The 26,641-nt window shown below is 38.5% G+C and carries 17 protein-coding genes; 13 read left to right on the top strand and 4 right to left on the bottom strand.

The annotated features are described in order from the left end of the window. Positions 1-42: 42 nt before the first annotated feature. The 9 genes from ACWNCI_RS16595 (at position 43) to ACWNCI_RS16555 (ending at position 17,212) form a co-directional block, all read left to right on the top strand. On the top strand, positions 43-3,411 hold the full coding sequence (locus tag ACWNCI_RS16595) for a T9SS type B sorting domain-containing protein (protein ID WP_449389142.1): 3,369 nt from the start codon (positions 43-45) through the stop codon (positions 3,409-3,411). Positions 3,412-3,487: 76 nt separating this feature from the next. Further along, entirely contained in the window at positions 3,488-6,628 is a 3,141-nt protein-coding gene (locus tag ACWNCI_RS16590; protein WP_449389141.1) for a T9SS type B sorting domain-containing protein, read from the top strand. Between the two features lie 321 nt (positions 6,629-6,949). Beyond that, positions 6,950-9,787 carry a T9SS type B sorting domain-containing protein gene (locus ACWNCI_RS16585; RefSeq protein ID WP_449389140.1) on the top strand — a complete coding sequence of 946 codons (2,838 nt, stop codon included), beginning with the start codon at positions 6,950-6,952 and terminating at the stop codon, positions 9,785-9,787. Positions 9,788-10,037: 250 nt separating this feature from the next. Next, complete coding sequence (locus ACWNCI_RS16580; RefSeq protein WP_449389507.1) at positions 10,038-13,292, top strand: T9SS type B sorting domain-containing protein; 3,255 nt, start codon at positions 10,038-10,040, stop codon at positions 13,290-13,292. Positions 13,293-13,435: 143 nt separating this feature from the next. Then, positions 13,436-14,224 (top strand): hypothetical protein, encoded by a 789-nt coding sequence (locus ACWNCI_RS16575; RefSeq protein ID WP_449389139.1) that lies wholly within the window; start codon positions 13,436-13,438, stop codon positions 14,222-14,224. 168 nt (positions 14,225-14,392) lie between these two features. After that, complete coding sequence (locus ACWNCI_RS16570) at positions 14,393-15,181, top strand: DUF6759 domain-containing protein (RefSeq protein ID WP_449389138.1); 789 nt, start codon at positions 14,393-14,395, stop codon at positions 15,179-15,181. Between the two features lie 75 nt (positions 15,182-15,256). Then, entirely contained in the window at positions 15,257-15,934 is a 678-nt protein-coding gene (trmB, locus tag ACWNCI_RS16565) for a tRNA (guanosine(46)-N7)-methyltransferase TrmB (RefSeq protein ID WP_346983330.1), read from the top strand. 148 nt (positions 15,935-16,082) lie between these two features. Beyond that, entirely contained in the window at positions 16,083-16,724 is a 642-nt protein-coding gene (locus tag ACWNCI_RS16560) for a DUF6759 domain-containing protein (protein WP_449389137.1), read from the top strand. Between the two features lie 32 nt (positions 16,725-16,756). Continuing rightward, positions 16,757-17,212 (top strand): DUF6759 domain-containing protein, encoded by a 456-nt coding sequence (locus tag ACWNCI_RS16555; protein WP_449389136.1) that lies wholly within the window; start codon positions 16,757-16,759, stop codon positions 17,210-17,212. Positions 17,213-17,291: 79 nt separating this feature from the next. Here ACWNCI_RS16555 and rpsB read toward each other — a convergent pair whose 3' ends face one another. The 3 genes from rpsB to rplM all read right to left on the bottom strand — a co-directional run bounded on the left by rpsB (position 17,292) and on the right by rplM (position 19,101). Further along, a complete protein-coding gene (gene rpsB / locus ACWNCI_RS16550; protein ID WP_346983333.1) occupies positions 17,292-18,053 on the bottom strand; it encodes a 30S ribosomal protein S2 in 762 nt (253 codons plus the stop codon). Positions 18,054-18,252: 199 nt separating this feature from the next. Further along, entirely contained in the window at positions 18,253-18,639 is a 387-nt protein-coding gene (rpsI, locus tag ACWNCI_RS16545) for a 30S ribosomal protein S9 (RefSeq protein ID WP_042722891.1), read from the bottom strand. Positions 18,640-18,645: 6 nt separating this feature from the next. Continuing rightward, a complete protein-coding gene (gene rplM / locus ACWNCI_RS16540) occupies positions 18,646-19,101 on the bottom strand; it encodes a 50S ribosomal protein L13 (RefSeq protein ID WP_042722889.1) in 456 nt (151 codons plus the stop codon). 206 nt (positions 19,102-19,307) lie between these two features. Here rplM and ACWNCI_RS16535 point away from each other — a divergent pair, with 206 nt between their 5' ends. Both ACWNCI_RS16535 and ACWNCI_RS16530 read left to right on the top strand, forming a co-directional pair. Beyond that, on the top strand, positions 19,308-20,558 hold the full coding sequence (locus tag ACWNCI_RS16535; protein ID WP_449389135.1) for a DUF4886 domain-containing protein: 1,251 nt from the start codon (positions 19,308-19,310) through the stop codon (positions 20,556-20,558). A gap of 149 nt (positions 20,559-20,707) precedes the next feature. Next, entirely contained in the window at positions 20,708-21,823 is a 1,116-nt protein-coding gene (locus ACWNCI_RS16530) for a DUF3667 domain-containing protein (protein ID WP_449389134.1), read from the top strand. Here ACWNCI_RS16530 and ACWNCI_RS16525 read toward each other — a convergent pair. Next, positions 21,820-22,152 carry a hypothetical protein gene (locus ACWNCI_RS16525; protein WP_449389133.1) on the bottom strand — a complete coding sequence of 111 codons (333 nt, stop codon included), beginning with the start codon at positions 22,150-22,152 and terminating at the stop codon, positions 21,820-21,822. The two genes, ACWNCI_RS16530 and ACWNCI_RS16525, sit on opposite strands and share 4 nt — an antisense overlap. 270 nt (positions 22,153-22,422) lie before the next feature. Between ACWNCI_RS16525 and ACWNCI_RS16520 the strand changes: the two genes are divergently transcribed. Further along, the gene (locus tag ACWNCI_RS16520) at positions 22,423-25,770 is read left to right on the top strand and encodes a methylmalonyl-CoA mutase family protein (protein WP_449389132.1); all 3,348 of its coding nucleotides are present in this window, start codon (positions 22,423-22,425) and stop codon (positions 25,768-25,770) included. Between the two features lie 171 nt (positions 25,771-25,941). After that, positions 25,942-26,607: a hypothetical protein gene (locus ACWNCI_RS16515; protein ID WP_449389131.1), complete on the top strand. Its 666-nt coding sequence runs from the start codon at positions 25,942-25,944 to the stop codon at positions 26,605-26,607. Positions 26,608-26,641: the final 34 nt, after the last annotated feature.

Below are 26,641 nucleotides of genomic sequence, written 5' to 3'. Positions count from 1 at the left end.
ATTCATGCTTAATACTTACATTTGCATTCTTTATTGGGAAACATGAAAAAACTTCTACTAACCATCTTTACTTTTCTTTGTTTATTGTTTAACGCTCAGCTTGATACAGATCATTGGTTTGCGCCGATGGCTTCAAAAGTAGGCGACTTAGGATTGCAGGGTTATCTGTATCTTTCAACCAATGAGACAACTCCTTTTAACGTGCAGGTTTTCAACAACAATACCTTATATACTACAGTACAGGTTAGCAAAGGTAATCCCGCAGAAGTATCAATTCCGAACAATTTTCTGATTACTACGAACCAGCAGGATCTTTTCATCCCGAATTCTATGGGAATGTATGTAAAAGGGTCCAAGAAATTCTTTGCCAATTACAGGTTTTCACTTCAGAACCATGCGGAAATCATCACGTCGAAAGGTTTAGCAGGATTGGGTACTACTTTTTATGCCGCAATGGCTCCTAATAACAGTAATTCTCCGAATGTAAGTATTCCTATAATAAATTCAACTATCGGAGTTACAGCAACTGAAGACAATACAGCGGTTGTCGTTTCGGGATACAATCCCAATGTTGTTTTTTCTGACGGCTCGTCTACTCCTACAAAAAGCTTTACCCTCAATAAAGGACAGTCGTATATATTAGATGCCTTAGCTGTAGACAGCCCTTATAACCTGGACGGATTAATCGGAGCAAAGATTGTGGCAACAAAACCAGTATCTGTGACCAATGGTAATTTTAACGGAATGCACTATCCTGATAATGGCCTTAGCAATAACGACATTCTCATGGATCAGGCTGTACCGGTCGACAGGCTTGGTAAAGATTTTGTGGTCGTTAAAGGCAACGGCTCCGTAGCTTCACAAATGGAATCAGCTTTGGTTGTAGCCACTGAAAACAATACACAAATCACTGTTAACGGTGTGAATTCCGGAATTACGCTAAATACGGGTCAATACTATATGATTCCTAGCTCCAACTACATCAATCAGGGAAACGGAAATTACAATATGGGAATTTCCACTAATAAAAATGTGTATGTATATCAGTTTCTGGCAGGAATCTCAACCGGCAATGAATATCCTACGGGAGGCATGAATTTTATTCCACCATTAAGCTGCTTTCTCCCCAATAAAATTGATGAAATAGGATTTATCAACAGAATAGGAAGCCAGACTTACAGTACAAGGCTCAACATCATTACACAGACCGGTGCAACAGTTACATTAAATGGAAACCCAATTGCCGCAAACAACGGTCCTGTTCCTGTAAACGGAAACCCAAACTGGGTTACTTATTCTATTCCCAGTGTTTCGGGAACCATTACGGTAAACTCTACAAAATCAGTTACGGCAGGAATCGCAGCCGGTAGCGGCGCGGTAGGATATGGCGGATATTTCGCCGGATTTTCCTCAATCCCTGTCATTTCAAAAACAGGAGACTGCTATCTGGGAATTTTATTGCAGGTAGACAATACATACGACGGATATCAATGGTACCTGAACGGAAACATTATTTCCGGCGCAACTTCATACTCTATCAATCCGGAGTTATATGGAGCCGGAACATATACTTGCCTCGTAACGAAAAACAACTGCGAATCTAAACTGACAACCGGTTATAATTATACTTTGTGTCCGCCTATTACGACTACAACCTACAATATCGGTTCCTGTAATACGAAAGTTATTTCTCCCGCTTTTACTACATCAACTCAGGCCATTGTACCTTCCCACACCAGTATTATTTCAGCACCAACTTCAGGAACGGCAACGGTAAATCCTGCAACAGGGCAAATTACTTATGCTCCCAACCTCGGGCTTACATCAGATGCAACAGATACTTTTATCTACTACGCTGAAGGAAATGGCAATCCCGCCGATTTCGAGTATTTTAAAATAATTATTAATATAGATGTTTTACAAACAACAAATGGTTCATTAACATCCTGCGCAGATTCAAACGGTAACGGAACTTTCAATCTGGCTTCCGTTAATGTTACCCCGGATTCCGGAACTACGGTTCAGTATTTTACAAATTCAGCCTTAACGGGAACTCCGATTGCCAACTCTTCGGCTTATAACGGACCGGCAGGGATTGTTTATGCCAACGTTACTTCTCAATATGGATGCCCAAAAGTGGCACAGATCATATTAACCACTACCCCTTCCCCGACTGTTAATACCGCAAATTTCAATGCTACGCTCTGTGATGATAACTTCGACGGAATCGTTAATGTTAATTTCTCCACAGTCACCTCAACTATTGTTACCAATCCTGCTAATTTTAATGTCAGATACTATCTCCTGCAGACAGATGCCAATGCCGGAAATGCCAACAACCTACCAACCGCCTGGACCTATACTGCCAACACAACAGTGTATGTACGTGTTGATGCACTTACAGGAAGCTGCCCTCCTGCTTTCGGACAGATTAACTTTAAAACAGGTAACAGGATTACATTACTTACCTCAGCAGCCAATGCTGAAGTTTGTGACAACGATATCAACGGCTCTGAAAGTGTAAACTTAAATGATTATAAAAACCTGTTTACAACAAATGCAGGTGTTACTCTGACATTCTACACTACACTTGCCAATGCACAGGCAGGAACAAATGCCATATCTCCGGCCCAGTCCGTCAATGCATCTACTACTATATTTTACATAAGATTTACCAGCGCAACGGAATGTCCCAATACAGGTATTTTAACCATTAATATGAAGGCGCCGAAAAAATCGACTATACTGAAAGATCAGATTGTGTGCAATGACCAAAAAGTTATTTTAGATGCCGGACCAGGTTTTACATCGTATAAATGGAGTACCGGAGCAACCACCCAGACTATAATAGCAGGCGCAGGAAATTATTATGTAGATCTTGAATTCAACGGGTGTATCTATCGCCAATCAGTGGATGTCACTACGGTTCAGTCTCCTGTCATTAATAAAATTGAAGTTTCCGGATATAATGCCACCATTTTTGTTTCCGGAGGACAACCTCCTTACCAATACTCTTTAAACGGAATTGATTATCAGACATCGAACGTATTTACAGGCTTATCCCGAGGAATGCATTCCGTATATGTTCTGGGTGCAGACCGCTGTTTCCCGGTTGTTAAAGAATTTTTAGTGTTAAACCTTATTAATGCAATCACCCCGAATGGAGACGGCATCAATGATATTCTGAACTATTCTGATCTCAGAATCAAACAAAATGTTTCGATAGAAGTTGTAGACCGATACGGAACTCCTGTTTACAGATCTTCCGATAAGAATTACACCTGGGACGGAAAGCTGAACGGAAGACCTTTATCTACAGGAACCTACTGGTATTTATTAAAATGGACAGAACCCGATACAAAATTACCAGTTTCATATTCAGGATGGCTATTGATTAAAAATCGTGAATAAAATTAACTTTCTTTATGATTTATTAATAATGTATTAAATAAAAGTTTATTTTTGTAGAAATCATAATCCATTCCATATGAAAAGATTTCTACTATCTTTCGTATTAATGCTTTTGGCAATTAATACTGTTTTTGCCCAGCGAGATACAGAACATTGGTTCGCGCCAATGATGAACAGAACAGGTCTGAACGGTGGCGCAAACAGCCAGTCAATTTATTTCTCTACCGATTCTACCGTTCCTTTTGATGTTGATATTTACAATAATAATGTAGTAATCGGAACGGTAACTGTCGTTAAAGGTTCACCGGTAATTTATAATATTCCGATCACAAGCGGGAATTCAGATATTATCACAACATTACAGAACGATCTTTTCCAACCAATTACAAAAGGGCTTTATACAAAGGGGACTAAACCTTATTATGCCAATCTTAGATTTTCAATTCCCAGCCACGGTGAAATCATCACTTCCAAAGGAAAGGCCGGAATCGGCAAAAAATTCTATGCAGCTGCTACACCGATTACTGATATCGGGGGCGGTGCTATCTATAACTTCATGACAGGAATTCTCGCGACAGAAAACAACACCGTCGTTACGGTTTCAGGATATTCATCCAGTGTAATATTCTCTAACGGAACTACCGGGGCCAATACCCCTTCCATGTCTTTCACTCTGAATAAAGGAGAATCTTACATCATTGAAGGAAGAGGAAACCAATCCGGAAATGCAACAGGATTCATCGGCGCTAAAATTGAATCTGACAAACCGATTTCAGTAACCAACGGTAACTTCAACGGACAGTTTTCGTGGGGACCTGTCGGTTCTAGTTCTGATATCATTATGGATCAGTCTGTACCCGTAGATAGATTAGGAAACGAGTTTATTGTAGTAAAAGGAAATGGTAATGTATCTGCACAGATGGAAGACGCCATCATTATTGCCACTGAAAACAACACGGAAGTACGAATTAACGGCGGTCCGGTAGTAGCAACACTTAATGAAGGGCAGTTTTACAGAGTAAACGGTCCAAATGCAGGAACTCCTGCCAATAATGTGAACTATATAGATCAGGGTAACGGGCATTACAACATGCACATTAAGACCTCTAAAAATGTATATGTCTATCAGCTTCTCGCAGGTCTGGCAACCAGTATTGCAACCTTGGGCTATAATTATATTCCACCTTTGAACTGTTTTTTACCAAATAAAATAGATGAGATTGCTTTAATTAACAATCTTAACGGAAGTTTAAATGATATTAAATTAAACATTATTACAGAAGCAGGAGCTACAGTTACCTATAATACAGGAAGCGGCGCCCCAATCACACCAACGGCAGCACAGGGACCATATCCTGTGCAAGGTACCTCAAACTGGGTCACTTACTCTATACCCGGACTAACAGGCAATATCTCCGTACACTCTACGAAAGCCGTAACTGCAGGTATCGCAGGAGGAAGTGGAGCTGTGGGATACGGAGGATATTTTGCCGGGTTTTCATCCATCCCGGTAATTGCAAAACAATCAGGAGAATGTGTTCCGGGAATAGTTCTTGAGGTTGATGACAGTTTTGACACCTATCAATGGTACGTAAACAATATTGCCATTCCTGGCGCTACCCAAAATGTTTACACCCCGACTCAGGCAGGAAATTATACGGTAAAAGTAACCATGGGAACATGCCAGGCGGAGACTACGCCTATTTACAAGGTATTCTCCTGTGTACAAAACACAACGGCTAATCTTAATGCATGTGCAACCAAAGTAATCGTCCCTGCGTTTTCATTCAACACTACGCAGACTCCGGTAGCAAGTACCGTGACCATCCTTACCCATCCTACCCACGGAACAGCTACCCTGAATCCTGCTACAGGACAGATCACTTACATTCCGAATGCAGGATACATCGGTCCGGATACTATCGTTTACCAGTTCTGTGGCAATGCTGCCGAATTTACCGACTGTGAACATGTGACATTAAACTTAAATGTAGTTCCTTTCATTTTAACAGATACTACCATCAAGGCATGCCAGTACAATGGTAAAGGTTTCTTCGATCTTACGACCGCAAATGTTACTATGTATAATCCGGTGACCAAGAAGTTCTATCCTACCCTTGCTGATCTTAATGCCAGCACCAACCAGATTAATAACCCTACCAATTATCTTTCAACAGAAGGATTTGTCTATGTAAGAGTCACGACCAATGAAGGATGTGTGGGAACTGCCAAAATAACATTATCATTCCTGCCTTCCCCTGTGGTAAACGAAGCGACTTTAAGTGAATGCTTCCTGGAAGCTGATGAAACAAAAGCTAAATTTAATTTAAACCTGGCCAGTGTAACCACCGAAAGCCCTGTTACAAAAAAATATTATCCTACGTTTGTAGATGCCAGCAACGGAACCAATGAAATACTTGTCTCTGATTTGTATATTTCGGGAGATGGTGCTGTCTTTGCAAGGGTTTACAACAGCAATCAGTGCTACACTATCGCAAAAATCAATTTAAAGGTAATTCCTCCCAACAGATCTGAACTACTCACAGACAAAATCATCTGTATCGACGGAAGAACAAATCTTGATGCAGGACCCGGCTATGAATCTTATGAGTGGAATACCGGTGCGACAACACAGGTATTGGAAGGGGTAACAGTAGGAGAATACTGGGTAATTCTGGAAGACAACGGATGCTTTGTGAAACAATTTATACATGTAAAGAAAGCCGAAGCTCCGGTCATTACTGAAATTGAAATTTCAAATAACACCGCAACCGTTCATGTTACAGGCGGACAAGGCCCTTATCAGTATGCAGTAGATTCACCTACCAACTGGCAGGATTCCAACGTATTCACCGGATTATCCAGAGGACAGCATATTTTCTATGTAAAAGATTCTTATAACTGTACGCCGGTCTTTGTTGAAGTAACGGTACCGAATCTGATCAATGCCATCACTCCTAATGGTGACAACAAGAATGACTTCATTGATTACAGTGAACTTGCCTACAAAGAAAATCTTTCGTTTGTAATCTACGACAGATACGGAAACAAAATATTTACAGGAGATAAATTCAGTAACTACAAGTGGGACGGAAAACATTATGACAAAAAACTCATCACCGGAACCTACTGGTATCACATCAACTGGAATGAAACCAATAAAGAGAAAACACCGATAAAATACACCGGCTGGATACTAGTGAAAAACATTAATTAAAAACTGATTCAAATACCCAGGCTGTCATAAAGACAGCTTTTTTTTGGGATCTAATTTATCATTAAGGTTAGTCCCGTCAGAAATTGAGAATCCCTCGCTATATTTTATAAGGAACTTATATCGTCCGATGCAAGGTGATTGTGACGCCCGATGCAAGAGGCATGCACCGCCCGATGTAAGGTATCCGATACGCTCGGTGCAAGACAATTGCAGAGAAATATATCATTAGTAAAAACATGGCTATTATGCTATATTTTTTGAATTTTTTATACCATTTACAAAATAAAAATCTATTTTTGCTAAAAAACTAAACAGATTGCTATGAAAAAACAGCTTTACTTTATTATTTTATTTCTATTTACATTTAACCACATCTCGGCACAAAGAGATACTGAACATTGGTTTGCTCCCTTTTCAGCGGCTAGTCTGTCCTCTTCAGCAAAACAGGCTGTCTACCTGTCAACAGATTCTACAGTTCCCTTTCCTGTTGAAATCTATAATAACAATACGGTCATTACGACTATTACGATCAGCAAAGGTAGCCCGCAATACTACTATATTAATGCTGCAGATATGATCGGATCTTCTTCTGCAGATCTTTTCACAGTAGGCAGTAAAGGCCTCTATCTGAAAGGAACAAAACCCTTTTTTGCGACATTCAGGTTTACCGTTCCTGCACATGGTGAAATTTTAACGTCTAAAGGAAAAGCAGGTATCGGAAAAAAATTCTATGCAGTTGTCGCTCCTATCACCAATTCTACCAGTGGAATGAACTTCACCACCGGCGTCCTTGCCACCGAAGATAATACAACGGTTACGGTCTCAGGATATGCCCCAACCGTTTCTTTTACAAACGGAGTGACCGGTGCAGTTTCTCCTACTTTAAATATAACCCTGAACAAAGGGCAATCTTATATTATAGAAGGCAGAGGAAACCAACCCGGAAACCTGAAAGGCTTTATCGGTGCCAAAATTGTCTCTGACAAACCAATCTCTGTAACCAACGGAAACTTCCTGGGGGAATATAATCTCGGAACCCCTTTGACGGGCGGAGATATCGTGATGGATCAGTCGGTTCCTACAGACAGACTTGGGAATGAATTTGTTCTTGTAAAAGGCTACGGAAATATTTCTGCAGCAACTGAAGATGCCCTTATCGTAGCTACTGAAGATAATACCCAGATCTATGTCAACGATAATCCTGTAGCAGTGACAACTATTAATGAAGGGGAACACTACAGGGTAAATGAAGTCAACAATAATAATTATATCGATCAAGGAGCAGGACATTACAATATGTATATCAAGACCTCCAAAAATGTGTATGTGTATCAGCTTCTTGCAGGAACGGCTACAACCAGCGCTACTATCGGGTTTAATTACATTCCGCCTTTGAGCTGCCTGCTGCCCAGGAAAATTGATGAAATCGGTTTGATTTCAATGCTTCCCCTGGCACCTAACACTCAGAGCAACAATAATATTAAACTAAATATTCTAACGGAAAAAGGTGCCGTCGTTACCGTAAACGGCGTAATACCGACAGCAGCTCAGGGACCGTATAACGTCACCGGAACTCTTGGCTGGGAATCCTATTCTCTTGCGGGCGTTACGGGAAATGTAACCATTACCTCAACAAAAGCAGTAACAGCAGGAATTGCCGGAGGCAGTGGCTTTGTAGGATATGGAGGTTATTTTGCAGGATTTACTTCTGTTCCGGCGATCACTAAATCGGGCGAAGACTGTATCCCCGGAGCTGTTCTGGAAACAGGTGACAGTTTTGATTCTTATCAGTGGTACATCGGTACCACCCCAATTCCCGGAGCCACCGGCCACACATACACTCCAATGCAGGCCGGAACCTACACGGTAAAAGTAGGAATGGGAAGTTGCTTTACCTCAACACCGCTTTTCGTTGTAGAATCCTGCTACGAACAGGTGACAAAGAGCTTAATCATTTGTGATACTCAGAAAACAATTGTCCCGCAGTTTACCAATCATAATGTTTCTGTTGTTTTAGGTACGGCAACAATTGACACACCACCAAACAACGGAACCGCTACATTAGATCCCGCCACAGGAAATATCACCTACACGCCCAATCCGGGATTTTCCGGGACAGATACGATGGTATATCACTTTTGCGCCAATCCAATAAGCGGTGTAGGCTGCGAGCAGGTTACCATGAGCCTTATTGTAGATCCCAATCCTAAAGTAACCAACGTGATGGTGAGATCCTGCCCTATTGAATCCAATCCCAATACCGCATCCTTTAACCTTGAAACTTCAGGATTTACCACTCAAACCGGGCTGATTAAAAAATATTACCGGACTCTGACAGACCTCAACAACGGAACGAATGAAATTTCGCCTGCATCAGCATTCATTTCTTCCAATACTAAAGTTTATGTAAAGGTGATTAACTCCAACGGATGTTTTAATATTGCCGAAATCACGCTGATGGTCATTCCGCCGGTAAAATCTACGGTCTTAAGTGATAAAATCATTTGTATCGAAAATAAAGCTACTCTTGATGCAGGCCCCGGATTTGATGCTTATCAATGGAGTACCGGAGAGACAAGCCAGACGATCATTGCAGGAGTGGGAAGCTATTGGGTAAATCTGAAAACAGGAGAATGCTTTACAAGACAAAATGTGAACGTAGTACCTGCTACCCAACCTGTTATCTCGAATCTTGAGATCAAAAACAATACGATCACCGTAACCGCAGTCGGAGGAACACCTCCATACAAATATTCTCTGGACGGTTTCAACTGGCAGGATTCAAACTTCTTTGACAATCTTCCGAGAGGCGAAAACAGCATATATGTAAAAGATTTTTACAATTGTGAACCGATTGATGTCACAGTCACTGTTCCTAATTTACTGAACGCCATCACACCGAACGGAGACAACAAAAATGATTATATTGATTATTCTGAGCTATCCTATAAGAAAAACCTGGTATTCAATATTTATGACAGATATGGCAATAAAGTACATCAGGCCAATCAGTTTAATTCTTATCGATGGGACGGAACAATGTACGGCAAGAAGATTCCAACCGCAACCTACTGGTACGAAATCACCTGGACAGAGCCTAATAAAGCGCAAACCCAGGTAAAATATTCCGGCTGGATTCTGGTAAAAAATATTGATTAATATTCAGATATACAGAAACCATAACGCTCGGTTATGGTTTTTTGTATATTTTCAATAAGGTAATGGATATTATTATTAAATTTGTGACAAAAGCAATATCTGAATGAAGAAAATTCTATCTTTTTTATTAATATTTTATTTTTTCACCTCTGCATTTGCACAATTGGACAGGGAGCATTGGTTTGCACCTATGGTAGACAGAACCGGAAACGCCAACCCTTACCAGAAATTATATCTTTCCACCAATCGTATTACGAGTTTCCCGGTAAGCATTTATAATAATAATGTTCTTATCGCTACAGTTAATATCAGCAAAGGAAATCCTCAGAAGATTGACATCCCCCGGGATTTTATTATTACCACATTACAAACGGATTTGTTTACGCCCACTACAAAAGGAATTTATGTAAAAGCAGAATTTCCGTTTTATGCCAATTTAAGATTTTCCGTGTACAATCATGCGGAAATCATTACATCAAAAGGAATTCCATCCACCGGAAAGCTTTTTTACGCTGCTAATGCACCGATTACCGTAAATAACAGCATTCTGAATTTTATGACGAGTGTGCTGGCAACGGAAGACAACACAACCGTTACCATTTCCGGATATAAGCCTGTAGTGCAGTTTTCCAACGGAACAACAGGAGTTACAAACCCGACAATTACTTTTACTTTAAACAAAGGACAATCATACATTATCGACGGTATCGGAAATATTGCAGGAAATTCCGATGGATTTATCGGAGCAAAAATAGTTTCCGACAAACCTGTAAATGTCACAAACGGGAACTTCAACGGGCAGTATGCGGGAAATTTCCCTACCAGCTCGGATATCCTTATGGACCAGTCGGTTCCTGTAGAACGGCTCGGAAATGAATTTGCCCTTGTAAAAGGTAATGGCAGTATAGGTTCCAATATGGAAGGAGCGCTGGTCATTGCCACAGAAAATAATACTGAAGTCCGTGTGAATGACGAAACACTGCCTATTGCCACTTTAAATATCGGGCAGTATTTTATGATCCCGGATTCGAAATATAAGCTTCAGGGAAACGGACATTATAATCTGTATATCAGAACTTCGAAAAATGCTTATATTTATCAGGTACTGGCAGGAGCAAGTACTGCAGGAAACGAGGTCGCAACCGGAGGCTTCAATTTTATTCCGGCATTAAACTGCTACCTTCCCAAACAGATCAATGAGCTCGGTTTTATTGATGAAAATTTCGTGTATTCCAACGGAAATCCAACGGGAATTTTAAATATTCCTACAAAATTAAATCTTATCACCGAACGTGGCGCTGTAGTTACCGTAAACGGAGGGGTACCGCCTGCCACTACGGGACCTTTTAATATGACAGGTACCAACAACTGGGTAACCTATGGCATTCCGAATACAACAGGTACCATAACAGTTGTTTCATCCAAAGCAATCATGGCGGGAATCAATGCAGGAAGTGACGCTGTAGGATACGGAGGATTTTTCGCAGGATTTCCTACCCAGCCGGTGATTTTAAAATCAGGCGGAGATTGCGTGCCCGGAATTATTCTTACAGTCGATCCTATTATTTACGACACGTATCAATGGTACAATAACGGAAATATCATTCCTGGAGCAACAAACCCATCAATCACCCTTACCCAATCAGGATATTACACCTGCTCGGTAACGATGGGAAGTTGTGCGCCATTGGTGACCGAACCGTATAAAGTCCTGAACTGTACTAAGCTTTCATCAATAGCCTATGATGTCTGTACGACAAAAACCATTACTCCGGCATTTACATCTTCCGCACAAACACCTCTTACGTCAACAGTTTCCATCCTTACTGCACCAACTTTGGGAACAGCAACAGTGAACGCCAGCACAGGAGTGATCACCTATACTGTTACCAATCCGGGGACAGCAGGAACAGATACATTTACTTATACTTTCTGCGGAAATGACCCCAATCTTCCGGATTGCGAGACGGTAACGGTAACGATTAATATTCAGACCATAACGGTGAACAACGTAACTCTTAATGCTTGTGACAATGGATCGGGACAGGGAATATTTAATTTAACAACCGCCAACGTAACAAGTAATTCTCCCGTAACCATTACCTATTATCCATCTTTACTGGCTGCACAGAATGAAACTCCCGGAACGAATATTACAACCTCTTCCAACTATACGGCTACCAATGGAACTATTGTTTACGCCGTAGTAAAAAACAGTCTGGGCTGTAAAAATATTGCACAAATTACTCTTCATTTATATCCTTATGCCACAGTCGTTTCTAACTATACAGGATCATTTTGCGATGATAATCTGGACGGTGTCATCAATGTAATTTTATCAAATATTACCCCTATTGTGCTGAGCAACCCAGGTTATTTTCCAGGGGTAAGATATTATGGAAATATTAATGATGCAAATGCCGGGAACAATAATACACTTCCCAACAACTGGTCTTATACAGCGAGTACCACCATCTACATAAGAGTAGATTCTCCGGACGGATGTGCTCCGGTAGTGAAACCTCTCGTCTTTACGATTGGTGCTAAAATTCCTCTTATTAAAACATCATATTCCGTTTCGGTATGTGACGATAATCTGGATGGCACAAAGACGATTGACCTATCAACATATATCAGTCAGTTCACGACAGATCCGCTTGTGACGGTAACATTTCATCCCACTCTGTCGGATGCACAAAATAATACCGCAGTATCCTCAAACCCAATAGACATTACAGGAACGCAGACAATTTACATCCGTTTTGAAAAACCAGGATCCTGCCCCAATATTGCTTCCATTATCATTAATATTAAAATACCGAAGCATTCCGACATTCTGGTCAATAAAGTAATCTGTCCCAAAACAAAAACCATGTTGGATGCAGGCCCCGGTTTTGACAGTTATTTATGGAATACCGGAGCAACAACTCCTTCCATCAACAATGTCGGCCCCGGCGATTATTGGGTAGACCTTACTTTTGGAGGCTGTACGTATAGACAGAATGTGACGGTTACAGAGTCTGTACTTCCTGTCATTTCGCTGATTGAGATAAGCGGAAGCACAGTTACAATCGGGGTAAGCGGAGGAACTCCTCCTTATGAATATTCTCTGGACGGCAACAACTGGCAAAGTTCGAATGTTTTTGTAAATGTACCTCGCGGAAATCATACTGTGCATGTTCGAGATTCAAACCGATGTGATGAGGTGACAAAGGATTTTGTGATTATCAACCTTATCAATACCATTACGCCTAATCAGGATGGATACAACGATGTGATTGATTATTCATCATTAATGAATAATGACAATATCGTATTCAGAATATTCGACCGATATGGCGCCGAAGTTTTCAGAGGAACTCCCACTAACAAATTTATCTGGGACGGAATGATTACAGGAAGACACGTAAATACTGCAACCTACTGGTATTTCATCAGCTGGACTGAATTCGGCGGAAAAACAACCGTAAAATATTCAAGCTGGCTGCTCGTGAAAAATTATTAAATCAAAGCTAAAATTTCATTTAAAATAAATATTTATAACATTCATTAACAATTATAAAGCAAAGTTTAATATAACTTTAACCACTGTTCACTACTAAAATAGGTATAAATTGATACAATTCTGCGTAATTTTGCCCTAATTATATGAATAAGCTATTTACACTATTGGTGTTGGTTTTTCTGGTGAAAATTAACGCGCAGTCCTATTCCGGTGAAGTTTTTTTAAGAGATAATTCCGTTTTATATCTTAATCAGGTGTACGTCACCAATCTTACTACTCAGAACACCGTTCTCAGTGATTTCAATGGTGATTTTACGATTTCCGCCAATAGCGGCGATGTGATACGATTCACATCAATTGTCACCGAAAGAAAGGATATTAAACTGACCCCTCAAATGATCGGGCAGAGAAATTTAATCGAACTAAAAATAGCATATCATGATATTCAGGAAGTTGTGATCAACAGGTTTAAGCCTACCGGAAATCTCAGATACGATGTAAATGCCATCCGAAAAGAAGATAAGGCACTGGCAATAAAAAAAGTGATCGGACTTCCCGAACCTAAAGGAGACGGCACACCTCCTCAGCTCCCTGTGGCAGGATTGAGAGATGGCGGATTAACCTTCAGCCTGGAAAGTATTTACGATATCCTTTCCGGTGAACGCAAGAAGAAACAGCGCTATATGGCGTATGAAAAAATGAATAGCTCCGTAAATCAGATTAAAAACTATCTGGGAAAAGACTATTTTATCAAGTTTAAAATTCCTGAAAATCTTATTGATAACTTTCTTCAGTTTGTATATACTTCAGAAAATATAGAACCTTATATTATGACCGGTAATTTCGAGGCTGTAAAAATTCCGATCGAGAAATATCTGCCTATCTATCAGAGAAGACTCAGAAATTCTCACCTTCAGGAAGTTGTAAAATAATACATCACCCATAACACCCCAAAATGCATATTGCCCGTTGTAGTATGCATTTTTTGTTTTTAAAAATTATACTTATTTTTATCACAATTTAATGACCTTCGCAGAAAACCTCATATTTTCCGTTATATTTCAGACACCTTAATTTGATAATAATTTTAACGACAGTGAATGAAAAAGATACTCCTGATTTTTAGCGCAATACTCTTTGTCAATATTTCAGCTCAGAAAAAAGGTAAAGACTACAGTGATATATTAAAAAGTAAAAATATCTATGAAATCAATGCATTCCTGAGGGATGCGCACCCCGACGATCCCAGAAGATCTGTTCTGAAACCACGCGTTATGGATATGATGAAGGAATACATTAAAAATGCCAAGCCCGGTGACACAAAGGTAAAGCAGATGCAGGACTGGCTTGCCATGCTGAGAAGGCGCCCTTCCACAAAAATATCTTTCGAGGAACTGAATGCCAATATCAGGAAAAAGCAAATTGCAAAATATCAGAAAGAATTACAGGTCGGTCAATCTGCTGTCGTTTACACTCCGAGTAATCCGCAAAATGTGTATATAGCTCCTACCGTCTCCACCCAAACAGCAAAGACTGTTGCAATTCCCGACACCGAAGCTTCGGAGTTCAATATGCTGATGGCAGAAAACCCTGTAGAGCATAAAAATAAAACCGTAAAAATATTGAACTCTCTTTTTGATAACGATCCCACAGCCAAAGAATGTATTGTAATGATTGAAAACAAATCTGACTGTAATATTATTGTAAGAATGGAAGGCATCGGCGTCACGAAGTACAGGCTTCCTGTTCCCGCCCACGGAGACAATTCTATTGTGGTGCAGAAAGGAGATTATCTTTTTACAAGCATTGTATGCGGAGCTCAGTACGCATCTCAAAAAACAATACAGAAACCTTTAATGGTTGCTCTCGGCAGCTCATCCAAGAAATAAATCTTAATTTTAATTTTACCATTTAAACAAAATATCTATAAAAATCGCTATTTTTGCAAGATTTTAGAAGTGTCTATGGGTAAAAATAAATTAGCAAGATTCGCAGAAAACAAGACATTACCAAACGTTATTCAGCCGACAAGAGAAGATGCCCTGAATGGTTTTGACCTTAAAGGAAAATGGAGAACAGAATTCTTTAAGAATGATCACCCGATCGTTCTTGAACTGGGTTGTGGTAAGGGAGAATATTCTGTAGGACTCGCTAAAACCTTTCCTGAGAAAAACTTTATCGGAATTGACATTAAAGGTGCCAGATTCTGGTTCGGCGCTAAAGAAGCCCATGAAAGCCAGATGCACAATGTTGGTTTTTTGAGAACTCAGATTGAGCTGGTAGACTATTTCTTTGGTGAAAATGAAGTAGATGAGATATGGATCACGTTCCCGGATCCTCAGATCAAATACAAGCGTACCAAGCACAGGCTTACGCATCCCGACTTTCTAAACAGATATAAAAAATTCCTGAAACCCGGCGGCATTATTCATTTAAAAACAGATTCTGAATTCCTTCACGGCTATACTCTTGGCTTTCTGCAGGGTGCCGGATATGAAATCATTACTGCACATCATGATATCTATGGCGCACCGGAATACGACCCTGACACCCCGCATTTAAGGGACATCAAAACTTATTACGAAGAATTGTTTTCTGCTAAAGGGAAAACGATTACTTATATCAAGTTCAGAATTAATTAAAAAACAAAGAAATGATGAAAAAAAAACAATACTCGCTATTACAAATCTAACTTATCGCATGTAAGCAACTTATCGTTGCTCACTATAAAGGATGTAAATTATACGTCCTTACATTCTTGTTCGTATAAAACACATTAAAAAATCAGTCATGAAAAAAAACATCTTTATTATTTTGTTATGTACGCTTTTCGCCTGTAAAAGCACAAGCGTTAAAAACCATTCCCACAACATTTTAGAAAGTACAGACATCAAGGAAATCGAAAACTACCTGGCTACAACTCATCCTGATGATCCGAAAAGAAGCGTCCTGAAGCCTAAACTTATTGCCTTGAAAAATGCTGAATGGACCAAAGGAAAGAAGAATGCCAAACCTATGGAAGCCAGACCTATAATTTCCGAAATCCCAAGCGATGCCTTCAGAAGACCCAACTCAGAAGAGGCCGAAGAATTTAAACGTCTGATCGCATCAACGTCACAGGAACATAAAGATAAAACGGTAAAACTGTTGAATGCCATGTTCAATGAAGACATCAACAGTAAGGAAGTTATTCTCTTATTTAAAAATCAATCTGACTGCAATCTTGTCCTGAAAATTCAGGGAAAAGATTTTTATAATATGGCCGTCCCGGCAAAAGGTGAAAATTTTATTGTAATAAATAAAGGCACTTACACATTGAATGGCAATGTCTGTGATGTTGTTTATTCTTCAAAAAAAGAGATTAACAAGAGTCTGTTTTTAACGATAAACAATCCTAAACCTGAGACAGGCAAAACTTCAGTAAAAAAGTAAAAAGACTACATTTGCAGATATAATGTAGCAATATGAAGAAATACATTCCTTTTTCAGTAGTTTTTATTCTGCTCCTGAATAGTTGTGGCACTACAAATCATAAGACAAACTACCCTGTCAGGAAACTCCATCCTATTTCCACAAATACAGGAAGCAGTACAACTTCTACGGCTCAGGTTGAAAGAGAGTATGAGGCATTAATGAAAACATACAAATCTGAGACAGCGCAGGTTTTAACCTATTTGCTGAATAATTCTTCTGACGATCCCAGGACCTCAATCACGATAGAAAATAATTCACGTTGTAATACGGTTATGACAATAAGCAGCACTAATTATTTTAAGAAAATACCTATCGCAGCCTATAAATCAAGCTCAGTGATGGTTCCTAAAAATCAGAATTACAACCTGTCGGGAATGGTGTGTAACGCGGTTTATCAAAAAACAAAATTTATAGAAAGTTCTTATAAAGTGACGGTTTCCAATTGACCAAGGGCTTTATGTATAACAAAAGAAACCGCGCCGAATCTTACGTTCGGCGCGGTTTTGTATGGTAAGAAAATCTTAATTATTCTCCATCAAAGTCAGCATCTTTATCAGCAGATACTACTTCTCCTTCTTCTTTAGATTTTTCTTTATCAGCTTTTCTCTGAGACTGACCTTCTTTGATAGATTCAGAAACTACGCTAAGGATCATATCAATAGATTTAGAAGCATCATCATTCCCTGGAATTACGAAGTCTACTTTTCTAGGATCAGAGTTTGTATCAACGATACCGAAAACCGGGATACCTAATTTTTTAGCTTCAGTTACAGCGATGTGTTCTCTCAAGATATCAACTACAAATACAGCAGATGGAAGTCTCACCATGTCAGCGATAGAACCTAAGTTCTTCTCAAGGTTAGCTCTTTGTCTGTCTACCTGTAATCTTTCTTTTTTAGATAAAGTTTCGAACGTTCCATCTTTTTTCATTTTGTCGATGGAGTTCATTTTTTTAACAGCCTTTCTGATTGTAACGAAATTCGTCAACATACCTCCCGGCCATCTTTCTGTGATATAAGGCATATTAAGTTCAGCAGCGTGTTTTGCCACTACTTCTTTCGCTTGCTTTTTAGTTGCTACGAAAAGAACTTTTTTACCTGCAGAAGTTAATTTTTCTAAAGCGCTACAAGCTTCATCCAATTTAACTGCTGTTTTATGTAAGTCTACAATGTGAATACCGTTTTTCTCCATAAAAATGTATGGAGCCATATTTGGGTTCCACTTTCTGGTCATGTGACCGAAGTGTACGCCAGCCTCTAAAAGGTCTTTTACATTTGCTTTTGCCATGTTTTCTGTTTTTGTTAGTTTACTTTCCGTTTTTTAAACAATCAACAATTTCTTTAGATGGGAGAAATGTTTGGATGCTAAACGTAACGGGCAAAGTTGCTTTAAGCTTTAGGCATTAAGCTGTAAGCTTTCAAGCGGATTAAAAATTTTAATAAGTTCAAATAGCTTATCGCATATTGCTTTAAGCTTACCGCAATTCTTAACGTTTTGAGAATTGGAATCTCTTTCTTGCTTTTTTCTGACCTGGCTTCTTTCTTTCTACCATTCTTGCATCTCTTGTAAGTAAACCTGCAGGTTTTAAAGCTAATCTGAATTCAGCATTAATTTCGCAAAGTGCTCTAGAAATACCTAATCTGATAGCTTCTGCCTGACCTGTATTTCCACCACCGAATACGTTTACGGTAACGTCGTACTGACCAACAGTTTCAGAAAGGATGAACGGCTGGTTTAATTTGTAAACCATCACGTCTGTAGAGAAATAAGTTGCAGCATCTTTACCGTTTACTGTAATGTTTCCAGAACCTGGTCTTACATAAACTCTAGCTACAGAAGTTTTTCTTCTTCCGATTTTGTGAACTATAGACATAATTAATTATTTAAATTCGTTAACATTAATTGTTTTTGGCTGTTGAGCTTCATGTTTGTGCTCAGTTCCTTCATATAGATAAAGGTTCTTTAATAAAGCAGCTCCCAATCTGTTTTTAGGCAACATACCTTTTACAGATTTTTCCAATACTTTTAAAGAATCTTTTTTCTGAAGTTCAGCCGCAGTCATAGACTTCTGTCCTCCAGGGTATCCTGTATGCCAGATATAAGTCTTGTCGTTCCACTTGTTTCCGGAAAGGGTAACTTTCCCAGCGTTCAAAACGATAACGTTATCACCACAATCTACGTGAGGTGTAAAGTTTGTTTTGTGCTTACCTCTCAAAATCTTTGCAACCGTAGAAGCTAGTCTTCCCAACGGTTGTCCTTCAGCGTCTACCACAACCCATTCTTTATTAGCAGTAGCTTTGTTCGCTGAAACAGTTTTGTAACTTAATGTATTCACACGTTTTAGTTAAAGATTAAACATAATTTTCCCTTAAAAGGGTGTGCAAAGGTACAAATTATTTTGGTAACCCAAAAACATATCTTAGAATTATTACACCTGTAAACATAAAATCAAGATATTTAGTCTGTTATCATATAAAAAATGAGTAGAGCAATATTGATAAGAATGAATATTTTTTTTATATTTACAAAACAAATGATCTCATGATGAAAAAATTATATTTTTTATTTCTATTAATTGGCTCCCTAAATTCCGGTCAGGTTACAAAAAATGTTTATTTTATTGGCAATAGCTACACCGGAGAAAACAATCTTCCGCAACTTATCAGTAACATAGCAGGCAGTGCCGGTGACAATCTCAACTTCCAAAGCTATACTCCGGGCGGATCTACATTACAAGATCATGCAGGAAATCCCGTTGTTTCAAATACGATTAGTCAGGGAAACTGGGATTATGTGGTCCTGCAGGAGCAAAGTCAGATACCTGCTTTTTCCACATCATTTGTTCAAACAGAATTTTTCCCATTCGCAGCTCAGCTGGCAAATAATATAAGGAATAACAATCCCTGCGGAAATGTCATATTCTATATGACGTGGGGTAGAAAAAACGGAGATACGCAAAACTGTACCCCAGGCTCTTACCTGTGCACCTATGAAGGAATGGATGATATGCTTTATGAGCGATATATGCAGGCTGCGTCGGATAACGAAAGCATAGTTTCACCTGTAGGCAGGGTATGGAGATATATACGTACGCAATATCCTGCATTAGAGCTGTATGAAAGTGATGAATCGCATCCCAGTTATTTAGGTTCAATGATTGCTGCCTATACCTTTTATACTGCTATATTTAAGAGAGATCCTACTACAGTTACTTTCAATGGAAATTTGTCTCCTGCTGATGCCAATATCGTGAGGAATGCCGTAAAGAATGTAGTCTATAATAACATGGATACCTGGTATATTAATGTTAATGATGCCCATACAAGATTTAATTATCAGATTATAAATGTAAATACTGTACAGTTTACCAATCAGTCTTCAGGAGCTACAACTTTCCAATGGGACTTTGGAGATGGTACAGTATCTAATATAGAAAATCCTCAGCATATCTATAACGGGGGCACATATGATGTAAAACTAACAACAAATGCTTGTGGACAGTTAACGACCAAAATAAAAAAAATAAATATTACAACATTAGGAACGGCTGAAATCTCAAAGCCTGATTTTAAAACCTATCCGGTTCCTGCTAAAGATATTCTAAAAATTAAAACAGATAAAAAATTATCCGGTATGGAAATTCTCGACAGTAACGGAAAGAAAACAAACTGTAAATCAGTCTTTAAGAATGATGAATATTGGATCTCTATACATGAATTAACCCCCGGAATCTATTTTATCACCTATACAATGAATGGAATTATTTATTCTGAAAAGTTTATAAAAGAATAACCTTAAAGGCATATTACCCTATTTAAGAATATTAGAAATATTATAAGACGCTCCGTTTATTAAACTTTATTCAATAACGTATTTAAAGTTTAAGAATACAATCACAATATTAACTAAATATTTATATTTGCGGTAAATCTTATAAAACCATGAGCCACGGAAAAATCAGAGCAGATAAGAACTGTCTTAATTGCGGTCATCCCGTTGAAGAAAGATTCTGCCCGCACTGCGGACAGGAAAATACGGAAACAAAACAGCCGTTCCATTATCTTTTTACTCATTTTATTGAGGATTTCACCCATTATGACGGTCAGTTCTGGAAAACAATCAGATATCTTTTATTTAATCCCGGAAGGCTCACCAAAGAATATCTTAACGGAAAAAGACAGGCATATGTTGCACCGGTAAAGCTGTATATATTTATAAGTTTCATTACTTTCCTTCTTCCTTCCTTATTTTCAGGTTTTGAAGAATCTGAGGAAGGGCATGATAAAACAGAAAAAGCATCCCAGACAATTCTTAGGGAAAAACAACAGGAACAGAAGATTGCAAAGTTTACAGACAGCCTTACACAACAGATAAAAAACAAACAGAACGCTGAAGGGAAAAAAGCATATTATAAAGATACCAAAATCACAGAAGTCAATGGCAATGATATAGAAACCGATGCTTTATCAGAAACCAAAGATGGCAAAATAAGTATTCTCGGAGCATCAAATATGAAGCAGTTTGATTCTTTATATGCTAAAAGACTTAGTGACCGACGTATTTTCGACTTCCTGAGACCTTTCGCTAAAAAAGTATTTCACCTGCAGGGCCAAGGTCTGGGAAGAGAAGAAATCTTCAACAGATTCTCTGAAACTTTTGTTCATACACTTCCCAAGGCTCTTTTTATATATCTCCCTATTTTTGCCTTTTTTCTCTGGATTTTCCACAATAAAAAGAAATGGTGGTACTTTGATCATGGGATTTTCACGTTGCATTATTTCTCTTTCCTGTTATTAGGAATTCTGATTCTGATATTTTTCAATAGGCTTATTGATATTATTCCAGACAATATCATCCTTAGTATCTTGCAGACATTAGCTTATATAGCCGGTATCACTTATTTATTTCTTTACTTTTTCATAGCACACCATCGTGTATATGAAAGTTCAAGAGGAATAAGTGTAATGAAAGGTATTTTACTGCTTATCATTAACTTCGTCGGAATTTTATGCATGCTGCTTTTATTGATGTACACAAGCTTTATTATGATGCATTAATCACGAAGCGTTTTACCGGCCCTGAAACTCGCAATGAGATAATACGCTACAAAGACTGTAGAAAACTTCAGGATTGAAGGGATCGCAAGTTCAAGATTGAATAGTAAAGCACCAACCGCTACCAATATTGCCATTGCCAAAAAAGACAGACCTAACTTTTGCGGCAGTGTAAAATTGGGCGTATCCAGATAATAGGCAATTCCCCACGCAAAACCAAAAGCGATGGCATAGTAAATATCAAGTCCTATATTCTCTGAACTGTAAAAGAAATAATTGATTAAAAAACTTACAACTGTTCCCAATAAAAAATAGAGCAATGCCTTTTTCATATCCATTAAATGTAATGCAAAAGTAAAGAAATTAATTGAGAATTTAAAAGCTGCTGATTTTTGAAATTAATACTACAAAACCCATTTAAAGTTTTTTTACCTCAAATTTAGTTCGAGTCTCAACCTTAATCCTAAACGAATGTTTATTCGTTAGGCAAGTGTAAAACCCATCAATTTTTATTAAATATTTAAAAATCAAAATATTAACCACACACAAGAGGTTGTTATTTTATTGTTATATTTGGAATTTAGAAATTGTTCAGATTTTTTATGGAAACCCAAAAATATACTCCTAAAAACAAAGTAAGAATTGTTACGGCGGCCTCATTATTTGACGGTCATGATGCTGCGATCAACATTATGCGTCGTGTAATCCAGGGAACAGGATGTGAAGTCATCCACCTCGGCCACGATAAATCTGCGGAAGAGGTCGTAAATACAGCCATTCAGGAAGATGCCAACGCGATTGCCCTTACCTCTTATCAGGGCGGCCACAATGAATATTTTAAATATATCTACGATCTTTTAAGAGAAAAAAACTCGCCGCAGATCAAGATTTTTGGCGGCGGCGGTGGTGTTATTCTACCTGAAGAAATCAAAGATCTCATGGATTACGGAATCGACAGAATTTATTCTCCGGATGACGGCCGTGAGCTTGGCCTACAGGGAATGATCGACGATCTGGTTCAAAAATCTGACTTTGCAACAGGAAAAGATGTTAATGTTAATGATTTAGATTCTATAAATTTTGAAAATCCTACAAGCATCGCAAAAATCATTTCTGCGGTTGAAAACTTTTCAGAAGAAAAACCGGAATTGGTAAAAGCGATTGACGAAAAATCAAAAGATTTAAATATTCCAATCATCGGGATCACGGGAACTGGCGGGGCCGGAAAATCTTCTTTAACAGATGAATTGGTAAGACGTTTCCTTCGTTCCAATACAGATAAAAAAATTGCCATCATCTCCATTGACCCTTCGAAAAAGAAAACCGGAGGAGCATTGTTGGGAGACAGAATTCGTATGAATGCGATCAATGATCCACGGGTTTATATGCGTTCTATGGCAACCAGAGAAAACAATGTTTCTGTTTCGCCTTTCATTCATTCAGCGTTGAATGTTTTGAAACTGGCTCATCCGGATGTCATCATTCTGGAAACTTCGGGTATCGGACAATCCGGTTCGGAAGTTTCGGATTTTGCGGATGTTTCCATGTACGTGATGACGCCTGAATATGGAGCTTCAACACAGTTGGAAAAAATTGACATGTTGGATTATGCAGATTTGGTAGCTTTAAATAAATCCGACAAAAGAGGAGCTCTTGATGCGCTTCAAGCCGTAAGAAAACAGTTCCAGAGAAACCATTTGTTGTGGGAACAACCATTAGACGAAATGCCTGTTTATGCGACAAAAGCTTCTCAGTTCAACGACCACGGAACAACCGAACTGTACAACAGATTGGTTGAAAAAGTGAACGCTAAATTTTCAGATTTAAATTTAAAAGGTTTCGAAGAACACGAAATTACAGAAGAAGTAACGATTATTCCTCCAAAAAGAGTTCGTTATTTATCTGAAATTGTTGAAAACAACAGAATTTATGATGCTAATGTTGAAAAGCAAGCCGAATTAGCAAGAAAAATGTATCATATTGAAGGAGTGAAAAATTTCCTTTCTAATGAAACGTTGGATGCTGAATATCAAAAAGCTGAAAAAGAACTTCAACAGGAAAATATTGACTTTCTGAAATCTTGGGATGATACGAAAAAAGCCTTCCACGAGGAGTTTTATTCGTATTTCGTTCGTGGAAAGGAAATTAAAGTGGAAACCTCAACAGAATCTTTATCACACTTAAGAATTCCAAAAATAGCGTTACCAAAATATACCGACTGGGGCGATTTGATTAAATGGAAAGGTCAGGAAAATCTTCCTGGAGGATTTCCTTACACCGCCGGAATTTACCCTTTCAAAAGAACCGGAGAAGATCCAACGAGAATGTTCGCCGGCGAAGGAGGTCCTGAAAGAACCAACAGAAGATTCCACTATGTTTCTGCGGAAATGGATGCAAAACGCTTATCGACAGCATTTGACTCTGTGACCTTATATGGACAAGATCCAGCTTTACCACCGGATATTTATGGTAAAATCGGAAATGCAGGTGTTTCTATTGCAACATTAGATGATGCGAAAAAACTGTATTCCGGATTTGATCTGGTGAATGCAATGACTTCCGTTTCAATGACAATCAACGGTCCCGCTCCGATGTTGTTAGCCTTCTTTATGAATGCCGCGATCGACCAGAATGTTGAAAAATATATCGCAGAACATCAATTGGAAGCCAATGTTGAAAAAGCTTTAAAATCAAAATTCGATGACAAAGGTTTAGAAAGACCAAAATATAACGGAGAATTGCCTCCTTCCAACAACGGTTTAGGTTTAAAATTATTAGGAATTACCGGAGATGAAGTGATTCCTGCTGAAGCTTATGCTGAAATTAAGGCTAAAACGATTGCGACCGTTCGTGGTACCGTTCAGGCAGATATTTTAAAAGAAGATCAGGCTCAGAACACCTGTATTTTCTCTACTGAATTTGCCTTGAGATTGATGGGTGACGTTCAGGAATATTTTATTACCGAAAAAGTAAGAAACTTCTACTCGGTTTCTATTTCAGGATATCACATTGCAGAAGCAGGAGCAAATCCGGTTTCTCAGTTGGCATTTACATTGGCAAACGGTTTCACTTACGTGGAATATTATTTGTCAAGAGGAATGGACATCAATGATTTTGCTCCAAATTTATCTTTCTTCTTCTCCAACGGGATTGATCCTGAATATTCAGTGATCGGACGTGTGGCGAGAAGAATCTGGGCAAAAGCGATGAAATTGAAATACGGCGCAGACGAAAGAAGCCAGATGCTGAAATACCACATCCAAACTTCAGGACGTTCGCTTCACGCGCAGGAAATTGATTTTAATGACATCAGAACGACTTTACAGGCTCTTTATGCAATCTATGATAACTGTAATTCACTTCACACCAATGCTTATGACGAGGCGATTACAACACCGACTGAGCAATCTGTGAGAAGAGCAATGGCAATTCAGTTGATCATTAATAAAGAATTAGGATTGGCGAAAAACGAAAATCCGCTTCAAGGTTCATTCATTATTGAAGAACTGACAGATCTTGTGGAAGAAGCAGTTTATGCAGAATTCGACAGAATCACAGAAAGAGGCGGTGTTTTGGGTGCAATGGAAACGATGTACCAGCGTTCTAAAATCCAGGAAGAATCTATGCATTACGAATGGTTGAAGCATACCGGAGAATATCCAATCATCGGGGTGAATACATTCTTAGGAAAAGACGGTTCGCCAACGGTTCGTCCGGGAGAAGTGATCCGCTCGACTGAGGAAGAAAAGCAGGTTCAGATTGAAACATTACACAACTTCCAGAAATCTAATGAAGATAAATCCGAAGCCGCTCTGAAAACTTTGCAACACGCTGCGATTAATCAGCAAAATTTATTCGAAGTGATGATGGATGCTGTGAAATATTGTTCGCTTGGGCAGATTACCAACGCTTTGTTTGAAGTGGGTGGCAAGTATAGACGGAATATGTAGTCCGTAGCCGGACTGGCAATTATTGAATACTAACTGTATCAATATTTAATAAAGTTAAACCTCAAGGAATTTTCTTTGAGGTTTTTTGTTTACTAAAAGGTTAACTTTTTACAAAGTCTATTTTCCTTCAAGAGTTTTTTTTTTTAATTTTGCGCCAAATTTAAGATAACGATGAAAAAATTATTTCTTGTTTTTGCAGCATTAACTTTACTAACAAGCTGTCTTCCAAAAGTAGCTTTAACACCGGAATATTGGAGTCAACCGTCAAAAGTTGGTATTTTAATTAATTCAGGAGCTCCGGCAAAATATAAAGAAGGATCTCAAGGGCTTTTAGATATGGCTGTTACTTCGGGAGACAAATATCAGGAAGGGCTGAATGTAATTGGAGAAAGAATTAAACCTAAAGAAGAATTAATCAGTTTATATTCTGAGATATTGAAATCAAGAGGTAAAGAAGTTGTAATCATTGATGAAGCATTTGATCCGAAAACAGCTCCTAAATTTGAAGGACCAAAAACTGAAGGTAAAAAATATTCACGTTATGATTTTAGCAGCTTTAAAAATAAATACAATGTGGACGAGCTATTAATAACAGATGTAAACTATGGCTTCATGATTTCATATTATGGAATGATTGAAACCGGAAAAATGGCACATGTCCTTTTAAATACAAGCCTTATCAATTTAACAGATCAAAGTCTCGTTCTATCTGATATGAATATGAAAAATGAAGCACTTAAAAAATGGAAAGATAATAATTATGAGAACTCAGTACAAGGAGTAAGAAAAGCTTTAGATAAAGCCAAAGAGGAAGAAAAAAATGTACATTTAAAATAAAATTTAAAAAATATAAATCTCGGAACATAAATTT

This window comes from Chryseobacterium lineare, assembly GCF_977014045.1.
The sequence above is the reverse complement of the archived record's forward strand: the minus strand, read 5'-3'. Positions and strand labels throughout refer to the sequence as shown.

Bases quoted from the DNA above. Each gene is read 5' to 3' on its own strand.
- rpsB (WP_346983333.1), bottom strand. From the start codon at position 18,053: ATGGCAAAAGCAAATGTAAAAGACCTTTTAGAGGCTGGCGTACACTTC.
- ACWNCI_RS16585 (WP_449389140.1), top strand. From the start codon at position 6,950: ATGAAAAAACAGCTTTACTTTATTATTTTATTTCTATTTACATTTAAC.
- rpsI (WP_042722891.1), bottom strand. From the start codon at position 18,639: ATGTCTATAGTTCACAAAATCGGAAGAAGAAAAACTTCTGTAGCTAGA.
- ACWNCI_RS16590 (WP_449389141.1), top strand. From the start codon at position 3,488: ATGAAAAGATTTCTACTATCTTTCGTATTAATGCTTTTGGCAATTAAT.
- ACWNCI_RS16535 (WP_449389135.1), top strand. From the start codon at position 19,308: ATGATGAAAAAATTATATTTTTTATTTCTATTAATTGGCTCCCTAAAT.
- ACWNCI_RS16595 (WP_449389142.1), top strand. From the start codon at position 43: ATGAAAAAACTTCTACTAACCATCTTTACTTTTCTTTGTTTATTGTTT.
- ACWNCI_RS16570 (WP_449389138.1), top strand. From the start codon at position 14,393: ATGAAAAAGATACTCCTGATTTTTAGCGCAATACTCTTTGTCAATATT.
- trmB (WP_346983330.1), top strand. From the start codon at position 15,257: ATGGGTAAAAATAAATTAGCAAGATTCGCAGAAAACAAGACATTACCA.
- ACWNCI_RS16525 (WP_449389133.1), bottom strand. From the start codon at position 22,152: ATGAAAAAGGCATTGCTCTATTTTTTATTGGGAACAGTTGTAAGTTTT.
- ACWNCI_RS16575 (WP_449389139.1), top strand. From the start codon at position 13,436: ATGAATAAGCTATTTACACTATTGGTGTTGGTTTTTCTGGTGAAAATT.
- ACWNCI_RS16560 (WP_449389137.1), top strand. From the start codon at position 16,083: ATGAAAAAAAACATCTTTATTATTTTGTTATGTACGCTTTTCGCCTGT.
- ACWNCI_RS16555 (WP_449389136.1), top strand. From the start codon at position 16,757: ATGAAGAAATACATTCCTTTTTCAGTAGTTTTTATTCTGCTCCTGAAT.
- ACWNCI_RS16530 (WP_449389134.1), top strand. From the start codon at position 20,708: ATGAGCCACGGAAAAATCAGAGCAGATAAGAACTGTCTTAATTGCGGT.
- ACWNCI_RS16515 (WP_449389131.1), top strand. From the start codon at position 25,942: ATGAAAAAATTATTTCTTGTTTTTGCAGCATTAACTTTACTAACAAGC.
- ACWNCI_RS16520 (WP_449389132.1), top strand. From the start codon at position 22,423: ATGGAAACCCAAAAATATACTCCTAAAAACAAAGTAAGAATTGTTACG.